Raw genomic sequence first — 17,181 nt, 5'->3', positions numbered from 1 at the left:
ACCATTCTCAGCCTGATCCATCACAGGAGTAAATTCATCATGAGCGCCTTGTTTCACACCCTCGGCATTACAGATGTCTGGCAATTGGTCGTTGCGACCATGGTGTTCCTGATGCTGCCGGGTGCGGGTACTTTTTGCATCCTGACCAGCGCCGGCCGGCACGGCGTGCGCGGCGGCTATGCTTCGCTGTTCGGCGTCATGACGGGCGATGCGGTGCTGATGTTTTTGGCGGCGATAGGCGTAGCTGCCTTGCTGACCGCGAATCCTCTGGTGTTCAAGGGCGTGCAGTATCTGGGCGCGGCCTATCTGGCCTACCTCGGCTGCAAGTTGTTATTTGCCAGGAAGGGTGGCGACGCCAGTGCCGCCGTCGGCTTTGCCGGCGCCGGTAATTTTTCCCGCGGCTTCCTGGTGACCTTGATCAATCCCAAGGCGATCGTGTTTTACATGGCGTTTTTTCCGCTGTTCATCGATCCGGTGACGCAGCGCGGCAGCCTCACATTCCTGAGCATGGCTGCAATCATCTCCAGTTGCACACTGTTTTACGGTAGTCTGCTGGTACTGCTCGGTAACACTGCTGCCAAACGCCTGGGACACAATCGTCGTATCGCCGCATTCGCCTCCAAAGCCGCAGGAATTTTCCTGATCGGCTTTGGCATCAAATTAACGACTAACTAAATTACGACCTTTATACCAATACATGGCAAAAATATTTTGTGTCGCCAATCAAAAGGGCGGGGTCGGCAAAACCACCACCGCCGTCAATCTGGCCGCTGGCCTGGCGCAACTGAATCAACGCGTCCTGCTGGCCGATCTCGATCCACAGGGCAATGCAACCATGGGTGCGGGGATCAACAAAGGCACGCTGACAGCTTCGATCTATGAAGTGCTGCTGGGAATGTCGGATATCCAATCGGTGCGCAAAACTTCAGAGACGGGCCGTTTTGACGTGCTGCCGGCAAATCGCGAACTGGCCGGCGCTGAAGTGGAAATGGTCGAACTGGAAAATCGCGAGAAGCGTTTGAAAGATGCGTTCATCAGCGTTGCCGACGACTACGATTTCATCCTGATCGACTGTCCGCCTGCGCTCTCGATGCTGACCCTGAACGGCTTGTGCGCAGCGAATGGGGTAATCATCCCGATGCAGTGCGAATACTATGCGCTGGAAGGCTTGTCGGACCTGGTCAACACCATCAAGAAGGTGCACGCCAATCTGAATCCCGACCTGAAGATTATCGGTTTGCTGCGCGTGATGTTCGATCCGCGCATGACCTTGTCGCAGCAGGTGTCGGAGGAGTTGGAAAAGCACTTTGGCGACAAAGTGTTCAAGACGGTCATTCCGCGCAATGTGCGTCTGGCGGAAGCACCTTCGTATGGCATGCCGGGGGTCACTTTTGACGCCGCGTCCAAGGGCGCGCAGGCATATATCGCCTTTGGCGCCGAGATGGTGGAACGCATCAAGACAATGTAATGCACAGCTTACTCACAAGCTTATCCACAAGCTTATACGCAACTCATTAACAGCTTATTAATACGGTTATGAACAGAGCTATGAACAGGGTATAAACAGGGTTATCAACAAGGTTATCCACAGCTCGTTGTAATGTAATCAGTAATCTACGGTAGGAAAAGATGGTCACGAAAAAATCAAAAGGACTGGGCCGCGGCCTGGAGGCTCTGCTGGGCGGCTCCACTGATATCACCGAAGCCGTGCCGACCATTGCCGGCGCGCCATCGGTATTGGCGGTCACCGTCATGCAGGCTGGTAAATACCAGCCGCGTACGCGCATGGATGAGGGCGCCTTGGCCGAACTGGCGGCGTCGATCAAAGAGCAGGGCCTGCTGCAGCCGATCCTGGTGCGGCCGATCGCCCTGCACAACGGCTCCCAGCATTATGAAATCATTGCCGGCGAGCGGCGTTTCCGTGCAGCTCAGCTGGCCGGCCTGATCGAGGTGCCGGTGCTGGTCAAGGATGTCGACGACCAGACCACGGCGGCGATGGCGCTGATCGAAAACATGCAGCGCGAAGACCTGAATCCGCTGGAAGAAGCGCAGGGTATTCATCGCCTGATCACCGATTTCAGTTTTACCCACGAGCAGGCAGCGGTATCGGTGGGGCGTTCGCGCAGTGCGGTCTCGAATCTGTTGCGTCTGCTGAACCTGGCCAAGCCGGTGCAAACCATGCTGATGGCGGGCGATATCGACATGGGCCATGCACGGGCGCTGCTGGCGGTGGACGCGGCGACCCAGATCACGCTGGCCAACCAGGTAGTGGCCAAACGGATGTCGGTGCGCGATACCGAAAAGCTCGTGGTGCGCACCACCACCGAAGCCGATGCAGCCAGCCGGCCTGCCAAAACCAGGGAAAAGTCGCGCGATATCGCCCGGCTGGAAGAGGAGTTGTCGGATTTGCTGGCGACTCAGGTAACAATCAAGACCGCGGCCAAGAATCGCGGTCAGCTGATAATCGACTTTTCCGATCTGGATACGCTGGACGGTCTGATTGCTCGCCTCAAAGGCGCAGAGTAAAAAATGCGGAAACGCAAAACGGGAAAAATAGGGTGGTCTCACAATATTGGTGCGCGGATCATAATCGAATTGACTGCCGATGCGATTGTGCGGTCCGCAAGGCCGACCTTTTAAAGCAAGTCCAGGTGTTGCATAAGCTTATGATTCGGCAGCAAAAGTTTGACGAAAGCCGCGGCCAGCCTTTATAATCCTCGGGCTTCTAAAACAGCCGTAGACTAGGATGAGCTGCATGGAATTAGCAGCGCTGCATCAACCACGTTGCAACCGCTTTCTGTTCGGCGAGTAGCTTTCGCACAATATTGGGTCAGTATGCTGCGCATCGTGCTTATGCAATTTATTACTACGGTCGTGCTGGCAGTTGCGGCAGGTTTACTAGCCGGCGTATCCGGATTTTGTTCCGCGCTTCTAGGTGGTGTGTGCTGCGCGGTTCCCAATGGACTGTTTGCTCTCCGTCTTTACATCAGCGCGCGCAAACCAGGCGGCGCCAATCCGATGTCTTTTTTCATCGGCGAGTTTGTCAAAATTGCTACAACGATTGCGCTGGTTGGCGCGGTCGTATGGTTGTATCACGATTTGAATTGGCCGGCATTTATCGTCAGCTTCATTGTGGTACTCAAAAGTTACATAATTTTACTTTTTAGACATCGATCATGACTGTAGCTCCAAGCGAAGCACTAACCCCCTCAGAATATATCCAACATCACCTTGGACATTTTTCAACTGCGCATCAAAGCAAGATAGTCGATTTTTCGATTATCAATATGGACACGATTTTCTGGTCTGTATTTGCCGGCGCGCTCGGCTGCCTGCTGATGTATCTCGCCGCGCGTAAAGCGACCGCGGGCGTGCCAGGGCGCTTCCAGGCATTCGTCGAAATGGTGGTCGAGATGGTCGACGATCAGGCCAAGGGCATCGTCCACGGCGATCGCAGCTTCATCGCACCGCTGGCGCTGACGGTATTCATCTGGGTTGCCCTGATGAACTCGCTCGACTTCCTGCCGGTTGACATGTTCTCCACCCTTTTCAAATGGGTCGGTCTGGATGGCGTCATTTCCCATCACCGCGTAGTACCGACCGCCGACCTGAACGGCACCATGGGCATTGCTCTGGGCGTATTGGTATTGATGTTGTACTACAGCTTCAAGATCAAGGGCATCGGCGGTTTCCTGCACGAACTGGTCGCAGCGCCTTTCGGCATCTGGCTCGCTCCGGCCAACCTGTTATTGAACGTGATTGAATTTGCTGCAAAAACCGTATCGCTGGCGATGCGACTGTTCGGCAACATGTATGCCGGCGAACTGTTGTTCCTGTTGATCGCATTGCTCGGCTCGACCGCTACCGCCTTCGGTTTCGTCGGCCACGTGATTGCCGGTTCGATCTGGGCGATCTTCCATATCCTGATCGTGTTGTTGCAAGCGTTTATTTTCATGATGCTGACTCTGGTGTACATCGGCCAGGCACATGAGGCTCACTAAAGAGCGCCGGTTTGGAATTCGTAGTTTTAGTTTTAGATCTGTTTTTTGTATTAATTTTCTGTATTAATTTTTGTATTCACTTAACTTTGAAGGAATTGTCATGACTGATCTGTCTTTTGTTGCTTTGGCTTGTGGTTTGATCATCGGTTTGGGCGCTATCGGTGCTTGTATCGGTATCGCCATCATGGGCGGTAAGTACCTCGAAGCATCGGCACGTCAACCAGAACTGATGAACACCCTGCAAACCAAGATGTTCCTGCTGGCCGGTCTGATCGACGCTGCGTTCCTGATCGGTGTTGGTATCGCTATGTTGTTCGCATTCGCAAATCCGTTCATCGCTAAGTAATTTAATCGAGCGTAACCGAATCGGCTGAAAGCATTTCAGCCCACGTTATTCTGAGAAGGAAATTACTGTGAACTTAAATGCAACATTGTTTGCGCAGTTCCTGGTCTTCTTTATCCTCGCCGGCTTCACGATGAAATTCATCTGGCCGCCGCTGATAAAAGCGCTCGATGAGCGCGCCAAGAAGATCGCGGACGGCCTGGCAGCCGCTGATCGCGGCAAGGCAGATCTGGCAGCCGCTGAGAAGCGTGCTTCGGCAGAACTGGCAACCGCGCGCGACGAAGGTCAAAAGCGCATTGGCGAAGCTGAAAAGCGCGGCCAGTCGATCGTCGACGAAGCCAAGAAAACGGCTGCCGAAGAAGCTGCCCGCATCATCGCTAATGCTAAAGCCGAAGCGGAACAGCAAATGACTAAGGCACGCGAAGCTCTGCGCGGTGAAGTTGCGACCCTTGCAGTCAAAGGCGCCGAACAGATCCTCAAGCGCGAAGTCGATACTGCGGCACATGCCGATTTGCTGAACCAACTGAAGACAGAGCTGTAATCATGGCTGAACTTGCAACGATTGCTCGTCCTTATGCAGAAGCATTGTTCCGTGTAGCCAAGTCGCAAGACCTGGCTGCGTGGGCGAATCTGGTTGTCGAGATGGGCCAGGTAGCGGCCAATTCCGATGTCAAGGCGCTGGCGCACAATCCTGCCCTTACGCATCAGCAAATCGCCGATACGTTCCTGGCGCTGTTGAAATCGCCGCAAGCAGCCACCGCCGAAGTCAAGAACTTCGTCGCGACGCTGGTTGATAACGGCCGTTTGATCGCACTGCCGGAAATCGCCGAGCAATTTCAAGTGCTGAAGAACGCACAAGAAGGCGCTGCGGATGTCGAGATCACCAGCGCTTTTGAAATGACCGAAGCGCAAGTGAAAGATTTGACCGCCACGCTGGAAAAGAAGTTCGGCCGCAAGCTGAACCCATCGGTAACTGTGGATAACTCGCTGATCGGCGGCGTACGCGTAGTAGTCGGCGATGAAGTGCTCGACACATCGGTGCGCGCCAAGCTGCAAGAACTGCATGCTGCCCTGGCTGCGTGATTATCGATTGGCTTTGACCTTTGCGTATTTGCGTAACTGAGCAACGAGAAAAATTTTAGGAGTTAATATGCAACTCAACGCGTCTGAAATCAGCGAACTGATCAAGAGCCGGATTCAAGGCCTTGGCGATACTGCTGAAATTCGCAATCAAGGCACGGTTATCTCCGTGTCCGACGGTATCTGCCGTATCCATGGTCTGTCTGACGTGATGCAAGGCGAGATGCTGGAATTCCCAGGCAACACATTCGGCCTCGCGCTGAATCTCGAGCGCGACTCTGTCGGCGCCGTTATTCTGGGTGACTTCGAACACATTTCCGAAGGCGATACAGTTAAATGTACCGGCCGTATCCTGGAAGTGCCTATCGGTCCGGAACTGCGCGGCCGTGTAGTGAACGCACTGGGCCAGCCTATCGATGGCAAGGGCCCGATCAACGCCAAGCTGACAGCGCCGATTGAAAAAATCGCGCCAGGCGTTATTGCCCGTCAATCCGTTTCGCAACCTCTGCAAACCGGTATCAAGTCGATCGACTCGATGGTACCGATCGGCCGCGGCCAGCGCGAACTGATCATCGGCGACCGTCAAACCGGTAAGACTGCCGTGGCGATCGATGCGATCATCAATCAAAAGGGCCAGGACGTGACATGTATCTATGTCGCTATCGGTCAAAAGGCATCGTCGATCAAGAACATCGTGCGCTCGCTGGAAGCGCACGGCGCCATGGAATACACCATCGTTGTTGCTGCATCGGCTTCCGAGTCGGCTGCGATGCAATACGTGTCGGCCTACTCCGGCTGCGCAATGGGCGAATTCTTCCGTGACCGCGGTCAAGACGCACTGATCGTGTATGACGATCTGTCCAAGCAAGCTGTCGCATACCGTCAGGTATCGCTGCTGCTGCGCCGTCCGCCAGGCCGTGAAGCTTATCCCGGCGACGTGTTCTACCTGCACAGCCGTTTGCTGGAACGCGCAGCACGCGTGAACGAAAAGTATGTCGAAGATTTCACCAAGGGTGAAGTCAAGGGCAAGACTGGTTCATTGACTGCTTTGCCGATCATCGAAACCCAGGCTGGCGACGTTTCCGCTTTCGTTCCGACCAACGTGATTTCGATTACCGACGGTCAGATCTTCCTGGAAACTTCGTTGTTCAACGCCGGTATTCGTCCTGCGATCAACGCTGGTATCTCGGTGTCGCGCGTTGGTGGCGCTGCTCAGACCAAGGTTATCAAGAACCTGTCCGGCGGTATCCGTACCGACCTGGCGCAGTATCGCGAATTGGCTGCGTTTGCGCAGTTTGCATCCGACCTCGACGAAGCGACCCGCAAGCAGCTGGACCGCGGCGCACGCGTGACCGAGCTGTTGAAGCAGGCGCAATACTCGCCGTTGTCGATCTCGCTGATGGCTGTGACTTTGTTCGCGGTCAACAAGGGCTTCCTGGATAGCATCGAGATCAAGCAAGTGCTGCCGTTCGAAAGCGGTCTGCATAACTTCATGAAAACCAGCCACGCGCCTCTGCTGCAAAAGATCGAAGAAACCAAGCAACTCGACAAAGATGCTGAAGCTGCATTGTCTGCTGCAGTTGCTGATTTCAAAAAATCGTTCGTGGCTTAATTTAACTGGAGCACGGAATGGCTACAGGTAAAGAGATACGCGGCAAGATCAAGAGCGTAGAGAATACGAAGAAGATCACCAAGGCGATGGAAATGGTCGCTGCATCCAAAATGCGCAAGGCGCAGGACCGGATGCATGCGGCACGTCCCTACAGTGACAAGATTCGTAATATCGCTTCTAACTTGTCGCAAGCCAATCCAGAGTACACGCATCCGTTCATGGTGACGCAGGACAACTCCAAGAACGTTGGTTTCATCGTTGTGACGACCGACAAAGGTCTGTGCGGCGGCATGAACACCAACTCCTTGCGTTTGCTGACCACGAAACTGCGTGAGCTGGAAGGACAAGGCAACAAGGTTCAGGCAGTAGCGATCGGCAACAAGGGTCTGGGTTTTCTGCACCGGATCGGCGCCAAGGTCGTTGCGCATGCCGTGCAACTGGGCGATACGCCGCATCTGGACAAGCTGATCGGACCAGTCAAAGTACTGCTCGACGCTTATCAGGAAGGTCGCCTGGACGCGGTTTATCTGGTGTACACCAAGTTCATCAACACGATGAAGCAAGAGCCGATGCTGCAGCAGTTGCTGCCGTTGTCGAGCGATCGTCTTGAGGCTGATAAAACTGGCGCCCATCAATGGGACTACATTTATGAGCCGGATGTGCAAAGCGTCATCGATGAATTGCTGGTGCGTTACGTGGAAGCGCTGATTTATCAGGCTGTCGCTGAAAACATGGCGTCCGAGCAATCGGCGCGGATGGTGGCGATGAAGTCGGCTAGCGACAACGCGGGTAACGTGATTGGCGAACTGAAACTGGTATACAACAAGACGCGTCAAGCTGCGATCACGAAGGAATTGTCTGAGATCGTTGCGGGTGCAGCTGCGGTTTAAAAGCTATTGCGGGAAAGAGTTTAAGAGGCGCCAAGCTTAACCTTGCGATGAATTACTCTCTCCCCAACAGACTAAAACAGAATTGTCTAGCGCGCACCGCGCTTAACAGAAGTCTAATTTTTATATATTGAAGGAACGAAAATGGCTGATGGCAAAATCGTTCAGTGTATCGGCGCTGTGGTGGACGTTGAGTTTCCACGTGACGCGATGCCTAAGATTTACGATGCCTTGAAGATGGATGGCTCGGAACTGACGCTGGAAGTACAACAACAGCTGGGCGACGGCGTAGTCCGTACCATTGCGCTGGGTACATCCGACGGTTTGCGCCGCGGCATGACAATCAAGAACACAGGCCAGCCTATCATGGTGCCGACCGGTAAAGCAACACTGGGCCGTATCATGGACGTGCTGGGCAACCCGATCGACGAATGCGGTCCGGTAAGCCACGAAACCACTGCTTCGATCCACCGCAAAGCTCCTGCATACGACGAACTGTCGCCATCGCAGGAATTGCTGGAAACCGGCATCAAGGTTATCGACCTGGTTTGCCCGTTCGCCAAGGGCGGTAAAGTTGGTCTGTTCGGTGGTGCGGGTGTGGGCAAGACCGTGAACATGATGGAACTGATCAACAACATCGCCAAGGCGCACAGCGGCTTGTCCGTGTTTGCCGGTGTTGGTGAGCGTACTCGTGAAGGTAACGACTTCTATCACGAAATGGCTGACGCTAAAGTGGTTGATCTGGAACATCCGGAAAAATCCAAAGTGGCGATGGTCTACGGTCAGATGAATGAACCGCCAGGTAACCGTCTGCGCGTTGCGCTGACCGGCCTGACGATCGCCGAAGGCTTTCGTGACGAAGGTAAAGACGTGCTGTTCTTCGTCGATAACATCTACCGTTACACACTGGCCGGTACCGAAGTATCGGCGCTGCTGGGCCGTATGCCTTCCGCCGTAGGTTACCAGCCTACGCTGGCTTCGGAAATGGGCCAGTTGCAAGAACGTATTACATCGACAAAAACCGGTTCGATCACATCGATCCAGGCCGTCTACGTTCCTGCGGATGACTTGACCGACCCGTCGCCTGCAACTACGTTTGCTCACTTGGATTCCACCGTTGTGCTGTCGCGTGATATCGCCTCGCTGGGTATCTACCCTGCGGTTGATCCGCTCGATTCGACTTCGCGTCAGCTGGATCCGCAAGTGGTTGGCCAAGAGCACTACGAAACCGCCCGCGCTGTGCAAGGTATCTTGCAACGCTACAAGGAATTGCGCGACATTATCGCGATTCTGGGTATGGACGAACTGGCTCCTGAAGACAAGTTGCTGGTGGCGCGTGCACGTAAGATGCAGCGTTTCCTGTCGCAGCCTTTCCACGTTGCTGAAGTGTTTACCGGTTCGCCAGGTAAATACGTTTCGCTGAAGGATACGATCAAGGGCTTCAAGATGATCGCCAGCGGCGAACTCGATCACCTGCCGGAACAAGCGTTCTACATGGTCGGCACGATCGAAGAAGCAATCGAAAAGGCCAAGAAGATCGGCTAATTGACAAGCGCTGCAGCTGAGCTGGGCGTGGCGGGGGAGTGACTGGCAGCGCAGCTGCCGGTTGCCTTTGCCATACAACTGGCCGGCGATGGCGCTACTCGGTAGTTGATTTAATGGACAACAAAGGGTTTAAGATGGCACACACTATTCACGTAGACGTTGTTTCCGCGGAAGAGCTGATCTTCTCCGGTGAAGCCGAATTCGTCGCGTTGCCGGGTGAGTCGGGCGAGCTGGGGATTTATCCTCGTCATACCCCGCTGATCACGCGCATCAAGCCGGGTGCTGTACGGATCAAGGTGGCAGGTCAGGCGCAGGACGAGTTTGTATTCGTTGCCGGTGGTCTGCTGGAAGTGCAGCCGAATAACGTGACTGTCCTGGCCGACACCGCAATCCGCGGCGCCGATCTGGACGAAGCGAAGGCAAGCGAAGCCAAGCGTCGCGCGGAAGAAGCGCTGAGCAATAAGGAATCCATGATCGATTACGCAAAAGCACAGGCCGAATTGTCGGCAGCTATTGCGCAATTGGCAGCGATTGCGAAGTTGCGTCAAAAAGGGCGTTGATTTTGTAATTCGCCTGCATTTCGGATGGCAACAAGAAAAAGCAGCTTCGGCTGCTTTTTTGTTGCCTGGACGGTTTGTCTTCAACAGTTGTTATCGCGTTTCTGACATAGCCAGCCGCGCAGAACCTCAACCGCAACGCGCGGGCAAAAAGAGCTGCCCACCCTGCGTGCTAAGATGTATCAGGCCGTGAGCATCAAGGGCTATACAAGGAGAAGACATATGAAAATCCGGTTGCTGCATTTCCTGGCCATCGCTCTGCTGGCAATCGGCTTGTGCGCCTGCGAGAAGCCGGCCAATACGCCACCCGCTCCGAAAATCTACCGGGTCGGCATGAACGCCGCATTTGCGCCGTTTGGCTCGGTCGACACCAGCGGCAAGATTGTCGGTTTCGATGTCGATATCATGCAGGCAGTGGCAGACCAAGCGGGAATCAAGATCGTTTGGGTGAATACGCCGTGGGAAGGTATTTTTTCCACCCTGGCCAATGCGGATATCGACATCATTACCTCCGGCGTCACGATTACCGATGAGCGCAAGCAAAGCATGATCTTCTCCGATCCGTATTTCGAGGCCAGGCAAGTTATCCTGGTGTCGCCCGGCAAGAACATCAGCAGCCCGGATGACCTGAAACAGGCGCATCGGGTCGGCGTGACTGCCGGCACCAGCGCCGACACCATCATGCAAAAAATGCTGGGTAAAAACAGCAACGCCCTGGTGCGTTTTGAAAGCCTGCCGTTGTTATTGAAGGAGGTCGACAACGGTGGCGTGGATGCAGCCGTGGGCGACAATGGCGCGGTGGCGAATCACCTGAAGTTCAACCAGGACAAAGGCTTCAAACTGATCGAAAGCGACAAGTTTGAAAAAGAATATTACGGCATAGCCTTGCGCCCGGCCGACACGGCCTTGATGGCCAAGATCAATAGCGCGCTGAAAGCCTTGCGCGAGAATGGCAGCTACGACAGGATTTACGCCAGCTACTTCGCCAGGTAATTGGCGCGTTGTGTTGCGGGGCTGAGCAGCCTGTCCTGAGCTTGCAGGCAGGAAATCAGGTTCTCGCGGTAAGATCATGCAAAGCGCTTCAAGCAAGATTCCATTTACGCCGACAAGTCCATCATCGAACTCATGCCAAAACTATCCGCTCCCGTCCCCAACCCCGCCAATCCGATCATCGCGATCGTCGGCCTGTCGTCCAAGCCGGACCGGCCGAGCTACGGCGTGGCCCGTTACATGCAGGAGCGCGGTTATCGGATTATCCCGGTCAATCCGATGCATGTAGGCGCTCACATCCTCGGAGAGCATTGCTACGCCAATCTGTACGATGCGGCGAAAGCGCTGGCAGCGGACAAGCAGAAAATCGACATCGTCGATTGCTTTCGCAAAGCAGAGGACATTCCACCTATCGTGGGCGAAGCGATCATGATTGATGCACGCTGCATCTGGATGCAGCTTGGCATCGTCAATGAGCCTGCTGCGGCAAAAGCGCGCGCCAACGGCATCCAGGTCGAGATGGATAGCTGCATCAAGATCGAGCATGCGCTGGGCAATCTGCATGGCATTCTATAAGCTGGCAGCATAGCCGGCGCAATGCCGCCCGCGGGTAGCCGCGTTATCGGAGATAGTAATGAAAGTATGCAAGCAGTTCCGCGCCGGCAAGCAGACCAAGATCAAGGATGCCGATGCCGCGCAGAAGCCGCTTTCCAGCGGAGACAAAATCAAGGACAAGGAACTGGTGACCGAGCTGGCGACGCAGATTGCGGCGCAACAGGAGATGTTGTTCGCCGGCCGGAGTCACAAAGTATTGGTAGTGTTGCAAGGCATCGATACCAGCGGCAAGGACGGCACGGTAAAAGAGGTGTTTAGCGTCATCAACCCGCAAGGCGTCCATATCGCCAATTTCAAGGCCCCTAGCGATATCGAGCGCGCCCACGACTATTTATGGCGGGTGCATCAAATGGTGCCGCAGTGGGGCGAGATCATGGTGTTCAACCGCAGCCACTACGAAGACGTACTGGTAACGCGGGTGCATGACTGGATCGATGAGGCGGAATGCGAGCGCCGCTACGCCCAGATTCGCGATTTTGAAAGAATGCTGGCGGAAACCGGCACCGTCATCATCAAGTGCCTGCTGCATATTTCGAAAGACGAGCAGCGCGATCGTTTGCAGGAGCGCATCGACGACCCGGCCAAGCACTGGAAATTCGATTTGCAGGATCTGGAAGAGCGTAAAAATTGGGATAGGTACCAGGAATTGTTTGGCAAGGCGATCCAGGCGACCGATGCCGATCACGCGCCCTGGTATGTCATCCCGGCCAATTCCAAGACCCATCGCAATCTGGCGATTGCCAGTATCTTGCTGGAAACCCTCATCGATCTGAAACTGAAACCGCCGGCGGCCAAACCGGAATTAAAAGGTTTGAAGATAGAGTGAATTTAGAGTCGGTAACTACTATAATTGTTTGTTGTTAAGAAAAATCATATAAACAGTTTGATCCAAGACGATAGCAATAATCGAGGAGACACGAAGTGCGCCGCTGGTTGCCGGAACTGATTGCATTACCGCTCTTGCCATGGCTGATCATACAAGGCCGTCGTACTCGCCGCATCACGCCACGCCTGCCGGAAGCCAAGGGACCGACTATCGGCCAAGCTCAGATTGCCAGCGCCACAGAACCGCCGCAGCGGCCGCTGGCCTTGCTGACTATCGGCGAATCGCCGGTGGCCGGGGTCGGCGTCGCCACCCATTACGAAGCGATCACCGGCCAGTTTGCCGCTGCGCTGGCGATGCGCCTGCAGCGTACCGTGACCTGGCAGGCGGTCGGGGAAAATGGCGCTACCCTGAGCGATGCAGTCAAGACCATGTTGCCGCAGGTAGCATCGCAAAAAGTGGATATCGTGCTGATCGCTTTCGGCGTCAATGACACCACCGCGTTCCGCTCCTGCCGCCGCTATCGGGCCGAGCTGGTGCAATTGATGCGTGACCTGCAGGCGCATCTGTCGCCGCGCCTGATCGTGATTTCCGGCATTCCGCCTATCCACGCTTTCCCGGCACTGCCTGAACCCCTGCGTTATGTACTCGGCATCAAAGCCAAGGCGCTGGATCAAACGGTGGAGGAGCTGATTGCCAATCTGCCCGCCGATCTCAATCATTTGCGCGTGACACGCGTGCCGATGCTGATCGACATCAACGATCATGCCCTGATGGCTTCCGATGGCTATCATCCGTCGGCCAGCGGCGTCTCGCTATGGGCGCGCCAGCTGGCGACCGCCGTCGCGGCCCATCTGAAATCGATCAGGAAGAGCAAGATCGCGCAGCAGTCGGCCAGCAAGCAGGGTTAGTCTTTGCAAGGGCAATGCTATTTAAGCCACTGGTTGAACACCCGGTCGTAGTCGCCGCTCGCCTTCAGCTGATGCATCCAGGTATCGACGAATTCCTTGAACGGTACATCGCCGCGCGGCAGCATGAAGGCTTTTTCCGAGAACTGCAGCGGTTGTTCGGGACGAATCGAGCATAACTGCGGATGCAGCTTCGCCTGCCACAGGGTTTCGCTGGCGTCGGTCACCATCACGTCGGCTTTTCCCTGCACGATCTGGTCGAAGATGGTGACGTTATCCGGATACAGGATCAGCTGCGCCTGCTTGTAGTTGGCGCGGGCGAAACGCTCATTGGTGCCGCCCGGATTGACGATGGCGCGGGTAGCCGGCTGGTCGATCGCCGCCAGCGACTGGAATTTGCCGGCATCGGCGCAGCGCGCAATCGCGGCCTTGCCATCCACCATGTGCGGCGCTGAAAACGACACTTTCTTTTGGCGCTCCAGCGTCACCGACACCCCGCCCATCGCGATATCGCATTTCTCCAGGAAATCGGCGGTCAGGTTGGTCCAGCTGGTTTTGACAAAGCGCGCCTCGACGCCCAGCGCCTTGGCCAGCGATTTGGCCAGATCGACATCGATGCCTTCAAAACTGTTGTCGCTCTTGAAAAAAGTAAACGGTTTGTAATCGCCCGTCATGCAAACACGTAAATTGCCGGATTTGACGACTTCGTCCAGCCGCGACGGCGGCACTTGGGCCGATACCTCGGCGGATGCCGAGACGGTAGCTGCGCTGAGCACCAGCATCAGCGCAAAAACGAATTTCTTCATGAGTTCTCCTTGGTTTCGGTATGGATCGGGACGGGATTCATTTCCAATGCGCTTTGATGATGGCCGCCAGCTTGTCGAAAGCCGGCGCTATCTGCTCATTTGGCACGCAGGCATAACCCAGCAGCAAGCCATTGCGCGTAGTATCGGGATGCATGTAATAGCGCGACAGCGGCCGCGCCACAATCCCCGCTGCACGCGCCGCACGGCTGATCGCCAGATCGTCGCATTGCGCCGGCAAGCCTAGCGCCAGATGCAGGCCGGCCTCGCCGCCGGTAAGCGTGATGCGGTCGCCGAAATGCCGTCCGATGGCGGCTTGCAGTAGCTGCAAGCGCTCGGCGTACAACAACCGCATGCGCCGGATATGCGAAGCGAAATGGCCTTCGGTCATGAAATCGGCCATGATCGCCTGCATGAATACCTGGCTGCCGCGATACAGCTCGGAAACGCCGATCGCAAAGGTCGTCGCCAGCGATTCCGGCACCACCATGAAACCGATGCGCAGGCTAGGGAACATGGTCTTGCTGAAGGTACCCATGTACAGCACGCGGTCGTCGGTATCCATGCCTTGCAAAGACGCCAGCGGCCGGCTGCCGTAACGGAATTCGCTGTCGTAATCGTCTTCAATGATCCAGACCTTGCGAGCCGCCGCATACTCCAGCAACATGCGCCGCCGCGACAGGCTCATCACCATCCCCAGCGGATACTGATGAGACGGCGTGGCGCAGATAAAACGCGGCGGCTGGCGCAGGTTGGCCAGTCGCATGCGCATGCCTTCCGAGTCGACCGGGATCGCCACCGGCTTGATGCCGAGCGAATTGAGGACGCTGCGCGTGCCCCAGTAACAGGGATCTTCGACCCAGGCGCTATCGCCATGTTCTCCCAGCAGCTTGACTACGATATCCAGCGATTGATGGATGCCGGTGGTGATGATCACCTGGCTGGCATTGCAGTTGACCGAGCGCGCGATGCGCAAATATTCGGCAATCGCCTCGCGCAGCGGCAGATAGCCGCCGGCGTCGCCATAGGTCAGCAGCTCCGCACGTGAACGGCGCCAATGTTTGTTTTGCAGGCGGCTCCAGATCTTGTTCGGAAATAGCGTCACATCCGGCACGCCAGGCATGAACGCGCCCCACTGCAGATCGCTGACGCCAGCCTGCTGGATCAGTTGCGCGCCGTGCGCTGACAGTTCCGACTCGCCGCTGGGATCGGTCAGCGGCGGCGCGTTCAGGCGCATTTCTGGAATCTGGTCGGGCGTGGTGTCGGCGATGAAGGTGCCGGAGCCGGCACGGGTTTCCAGATAACCTTCGGCGATCAGCTGCTCGTAGGCATAGGTCACCGTATTGCGCGATATCGCCAGTTCGCGCGCCAGATCGCGCGACGACGGCAATCGCCAGCCGGATGGCAGCAAATGCGACAAGATGGCCTCGCGGATGGCTTGGTAAATCTGCCGGTTGAGCGGCGTGCCGGCAGCCTTGGCGCCCTTGGTACTTTTGGCTCCTGCGTTATGCGCCTGGGCGATAGCGCCGTCGGCGCCGCGCTCTATGCGCATCAGCAAAAAATCGGTGAGCGAGGCGATGCGCAAAGTGGCTCCATTAGAAAACTGAAAGTGGCACTATATTATAGATCCAGCTCGGCCTTAGTATGCATCAAAGCTAATACAAAAACCGCATAACGCATCTAGGAGCCATTATGAAAAACGACGGATATCACGCAGCCGCTGCTGCGGCAAACACCAACGCCGCACTGCACCAACGCAAAAATGCCGCCACCCCGCGCGGCGTCGGCGTCATGTGCGATTTCTACGCCTCGCATGCGCTCAACGCAGAAATCTGGGATGTGGAAAACCGCCGCTTCATCGACTTCGCCGCCGGCATAGCCGTCCTGAACACCGGCCATCGCCATCCGAAACTGGTAGCCGCGATCCAGGAACAACTCGGCAAATTTACCCATACCGCCTACCAGATCGTACCGTACGCCAGCTATGTCGAACTGGCTGAGCGCATCAATGCCGTCACGCCGGGCGATCATGCCAAAAAAACCACTTTCTTTTCGACCGGCGCCGAGGCGGTAGAAAACGCCGTCAAGATCGCGCGTGCCGCTACCGGCCGCAGCGCAGTGATCGCGTTTTCCGGCGCCTTCCATGGCCGCACCATGATGGGCATGGCGCTGACCGGCAAAGTGGTGCCGTACAAGGTCGGTTTCGGGCCGTTCCCGGCCGAGGTGTATCACGTGCCGTTCCCGATCGAATTGCATGGCGTCAGCGTGGAAAGCTCGTTGGCGGCGTTGCAAGCGCTGTTCAAGGCTGACGTCGATCCCAAGCGCGTCGCCGCCATCATCCTGGAACCGGTGCAAGGCGAGGGCGGTTTCTACGCTGCGCCGCCAGCATTGATGCAGGCGCTGCGTAAATTGTGCGATGAGCATGGCATCTTGCTGGTGGTGGATGAAGTGCAAACCGGTTTTGCCCGTACCGGCAAGTTGTTCGCCGTGGAGCATTCCGGCGTGATTCCGGATTTGATGACGATGGCCAAGAGCCTGGCCGGCGGCATGCCTTTGTCGGCAGTGTGCGGCCGCGCCGAGATCATGGATGCCGCCGCGCCCGGCGGCCTGGGCGGCACTTACGCCGGCAATCCGCTGGCGGTGGCTTCCGCGCTGGCGGTGCTGGACGTGATCGAGGAAGAGAAACTGGTCGAACGCGCCAATCTGCTCGGCGCCAAACTGAAACAGGCGCTGGAAGGCCTGCGCGCGGAGATTCCGCAGATTGCCGATATCCGCGGCCTGGGGGCGATGGTGGCAGTGGAATTCCTGCAACCAGGCACACGCCAGCCGGATGCCGAGTTTACCAAGAAGGTACAGGCAGAAGCCCTCAAAAATGGCTTGCTGTTGTTGAGCTGCGGGGTCTACAGTAATGCGATCCGCTTCTTGTTTCCGCTGACGATTGAGGATAACTTGATGGATGAGGCGCTGGCCATCCTGAGTGCCGCGATGCGCACCGTCGCAGCTGCTTGAAACTTGTC

The 17,181-nt window shown here is 56.2% G+C and carries 19 protein-coding genes; 17 read left to right on the top strand and 2 right to left on the bottom strand.

Features of this window, described 5'->3' with window-relative positions; genetic code table 11:
• The first annotated feature begins 39 nt into the window (after positions 1-39).
• From leuE to BLV81_RS09495, 16 genes are all read left to right on the top strand, one after another.
• Positions 40-675 carry a leucine efflux protein LeuE gene (gene leuE, locus BLV81_RS09570; protein ID WP_092354820.1) on the top strand — a complete coding sequence of 212 codons (636 nt, stop codon included), beginning with the start codon at positions 40-42 and terminating at the stop codon, positions 673-675.
• A gap of 22 nt (positions 676-697) precedes the next feature.
• Positions 698-1,468 carry a ParA family protein gene (locus BLV81_RS09565; RefSeq protein WP_092354817.1) on the top strand — a complete coding sequence of 257 codons (771 nt, stop codon included), beginning with the start codon at positions 698-700 and terminating at the stop codon, positions 1,466-1,468.
• Positions 1,469-1,629: 161 nt separating this feature from the next.
• Positions 1,630-2,526, top strand: coding sequence for a ParB/RepB/Spo0J family partition protein (locus BLV81_RS09560; protein WP_092354814.1), 897 nt, complete (start codon positions 1,630-1,632; stop codon positions 2,524-2,526).
• 309 nt (positions 2,527-2,835) lie between these two features.
• On the top strand, positions 2,836-3,180 hold the full coding sequence (locus BLV81_RS09555; RefSeq protein WP_092354811.1) for an ATP synthase subunit I: 345 nt from the start codon (positions 2,836-2,838) through the stop codon (positions 3,178-3,180).
• The gene (gene atpB / locus BLV81_RS09550) at positions 3,177-4,001 is read left to right on the top strand and encodes a F0F1 ATP synthase subunit A (protein ID WP_092354808.1); all 825 of its coding nucleotides are present in this window, start codon (positions 3,177-3,179) and stop codon (positions 3,999-4,001) included. The genes BLV81_RS09555 and atpB overlap by 4 nt, the downstream gene beginning before the upstream one ends.
• A 100-nt stretch (positions 4,002-4,101) precedes the next feature.
• The gene (gene atpE / locus BLV81_RS09545) at positions 4,102-4,347 is read left to right on the top strand and encodes a F0F1 ATP synthase subunit C (protein ID WP_011872763.1); all 246 of its coding nucleotides are present in this window, start codon (positions 4,102-4,104) and stop codon (positions 4,345-4,347) included.
• 67 nt (positions 4,348-4,414) lie between these two features.
• Positions 4,415-4,885: a F0F1 ATP synthase subunit B gene (locus BLV81_RS09540; RefSeq protein ID WP_092354805.1), complete on the top strand. Its 471-nt coding sequence runs from the start codon at positions 4,415-4,417 to the stop codon at positions 4,883-4,885.
• Positions 4,886-4,887: 2 nt separating this feature from the next.
• Positions 4,888-5,427: a F0F1 ATP synthase subunit delta gene (locus BLV81_RS09535; RefSeq protein WP_092354802.1), complete on the top strand. Its 540-nt coding sequence runs from the start codon at positions 4,888-4,890 to the stop codon at positions 5,425-5,427.
• A gap of 67 nt (positions 5,428-5,494) precedes the next feature.
• A complete protein-coding gene (atpA, locus tag BLV81_RS09530) occupies positions 5,495-7,036 on the top strand; it encodes a F0F1 ATP synthase subunit alpha (protein WP_092354799.1) in 1,542 nt (513 codons plus the stop codon).
• 17 nt (positions 7,037-7,053) lie between these two features.
• Positions 7,054-7,926 carry a F0F1 ATP synthase subunit gamma gene (atpG, locus tag BLV81_RS09525; protein ID WP_092354795.1) on the top strand — a complete coding sequence of 291 codons (873 nt, stop codon included), beginning with the start codon at positions 7,054-7,056 and terminating at the stop codon, positions 7,924-7,926.
• A 141-nt stretch (positions 7,927-8,067) separates the two neighbouring features.
• Complete coding sequence (gene atpD / locus BLV81_RS09520) at positions 8,068-9,468, top strand: F0F1 ATP synthase subunit beta (RefSeq protein ID WP_092354792.1); 1,401 nt, start codon at positions 8,068-8,070, stop codon at positions 9,466-9,468.
• Positions 9,469-9,602: 134 nt separating this feature from the next.
• A complete protein-coding gene (locus BLV81_RS09515; protein ID WP_092355069.1) occupies positions 9,603-10,028 on the top strand; it encodes a F0F1 ATP synthase subunit epsilon in 426 nt (141 codons plus the stop codon).
• Positions 10,029-10,247: 219 nt separating this feature from the next.
• Positions 10,248-11,018, top strand: coding sequence for a basic amino acid ABC transporter substrate-binding protein (locus tag BLV81_RS09510; RefSeq protein ID WP_092354787.1), 771 nt, complete (start codon positions 10,248-10,250; stop codon positions 11,016-11,018).
• Positions 11,019-11,150: 132 nt separating this feature from the next.
• Positions 11,151-11,591 carry a CoA-binding protein gene (locus BLV81_RS09505; protein ID WP_092354784.1) on the top strand — a complete coding sequence of 147 codons (441 nt, stop codon included), beginning with the start codon at positions 11,151-11,153 and terminating at the stop codon, positions 11,589-11,591.
• 58 nt (positions 11,592-11,649) lie between these two features.
• On the top strand, positions 11,650-12,456 hold the full coding sequence (locus BLV81_RS09500; protein ID WP_092354781.1) for a PPK2 family polyphosphate kinase: 807 nt from the start codon (positions 11,650-11,652) through the stop codon (positions 12,454-12,456).
• A gap of 95 nt (positions 12,457-12,551) precedes the next feature.
• Positions 12,552-13,364: an SGNH/GDSL hydrolase family protein gene (locus tag BLV81_RS09495; protein WP_092354778.1), complete on the top strand. Its 813-nt coding sequence runs from the start codon at positions 12,552-12,554 to the stop codon at positions 13,362-13,364.
• A 17-nt stretch (positions 13,365-13,381) separates the two neighbouring features.
• Here BLV81_RS09495 and BLV81_RS09490 read toward each other — a convergent pair whose 3' ends face one another.
• Both BLV81_RS09490 and BLV81_RS09485 read right to left on the bottom strand, forming a co-directional pair.
• Positions 13,382-14,167: a transporter substrate-binding domain-containing protein gene (locus BLV81_RS09490; protein ID WP_092354775.1), complete on the bottom strand. Its 786-nt coding sequence runs from the start codon at positions 14,165-14,167 to the stop codon at positions 13,382-13,384.
• Positions 14,168-14,204: 37 nt separating this feature from the next.
• Positions 14,205-15,749, bottom strand: coding sequence for a MocR-like pyridoxine biosynthesis transcription factor PdxR (locus BLV81_RS09485; RefSeq protein WP_092354772.1), 1,545 nt, complete (start codon positions 15,747-15,749; stop codon positions 14,205-14,207).
• Between the two features lie 107 nt (positions 15,750-15,856).
• Here BLV81_RS09485 and gabT point away from each other — a divergent pair, with 107 nt between their 5' ends.
• Positions 15,857-17,173 (top strand): 4-aminobutyrate--2-oxoglutarate transaminase, encoded by a 1,317-nt coding sequence (gene gabT, locus BLV81_RS09480; protein ID WP_092354769.1) that lies wholly within the window; start codon positions 15,857-15,859, stop codon positions 17,171-17,173.
• Positions 17,174-17,181 lie beyond the last annotated feature (8 nt).

Origin of the sequence: Collimonas sp. OK242 (genome assembly GCF_900107095.1) — a bacterium.
GTDB lineage: Bacteria > Pseudomonadota > Gammaproteobacteria > Burkholderiales > Burkholderiaceae_D > Collimonas.
The sequence above is the reverse complement of the archived record's forward strand: the minus strand, read 5'-3'. Positions and strand labels throughout refer to the sequence as shown.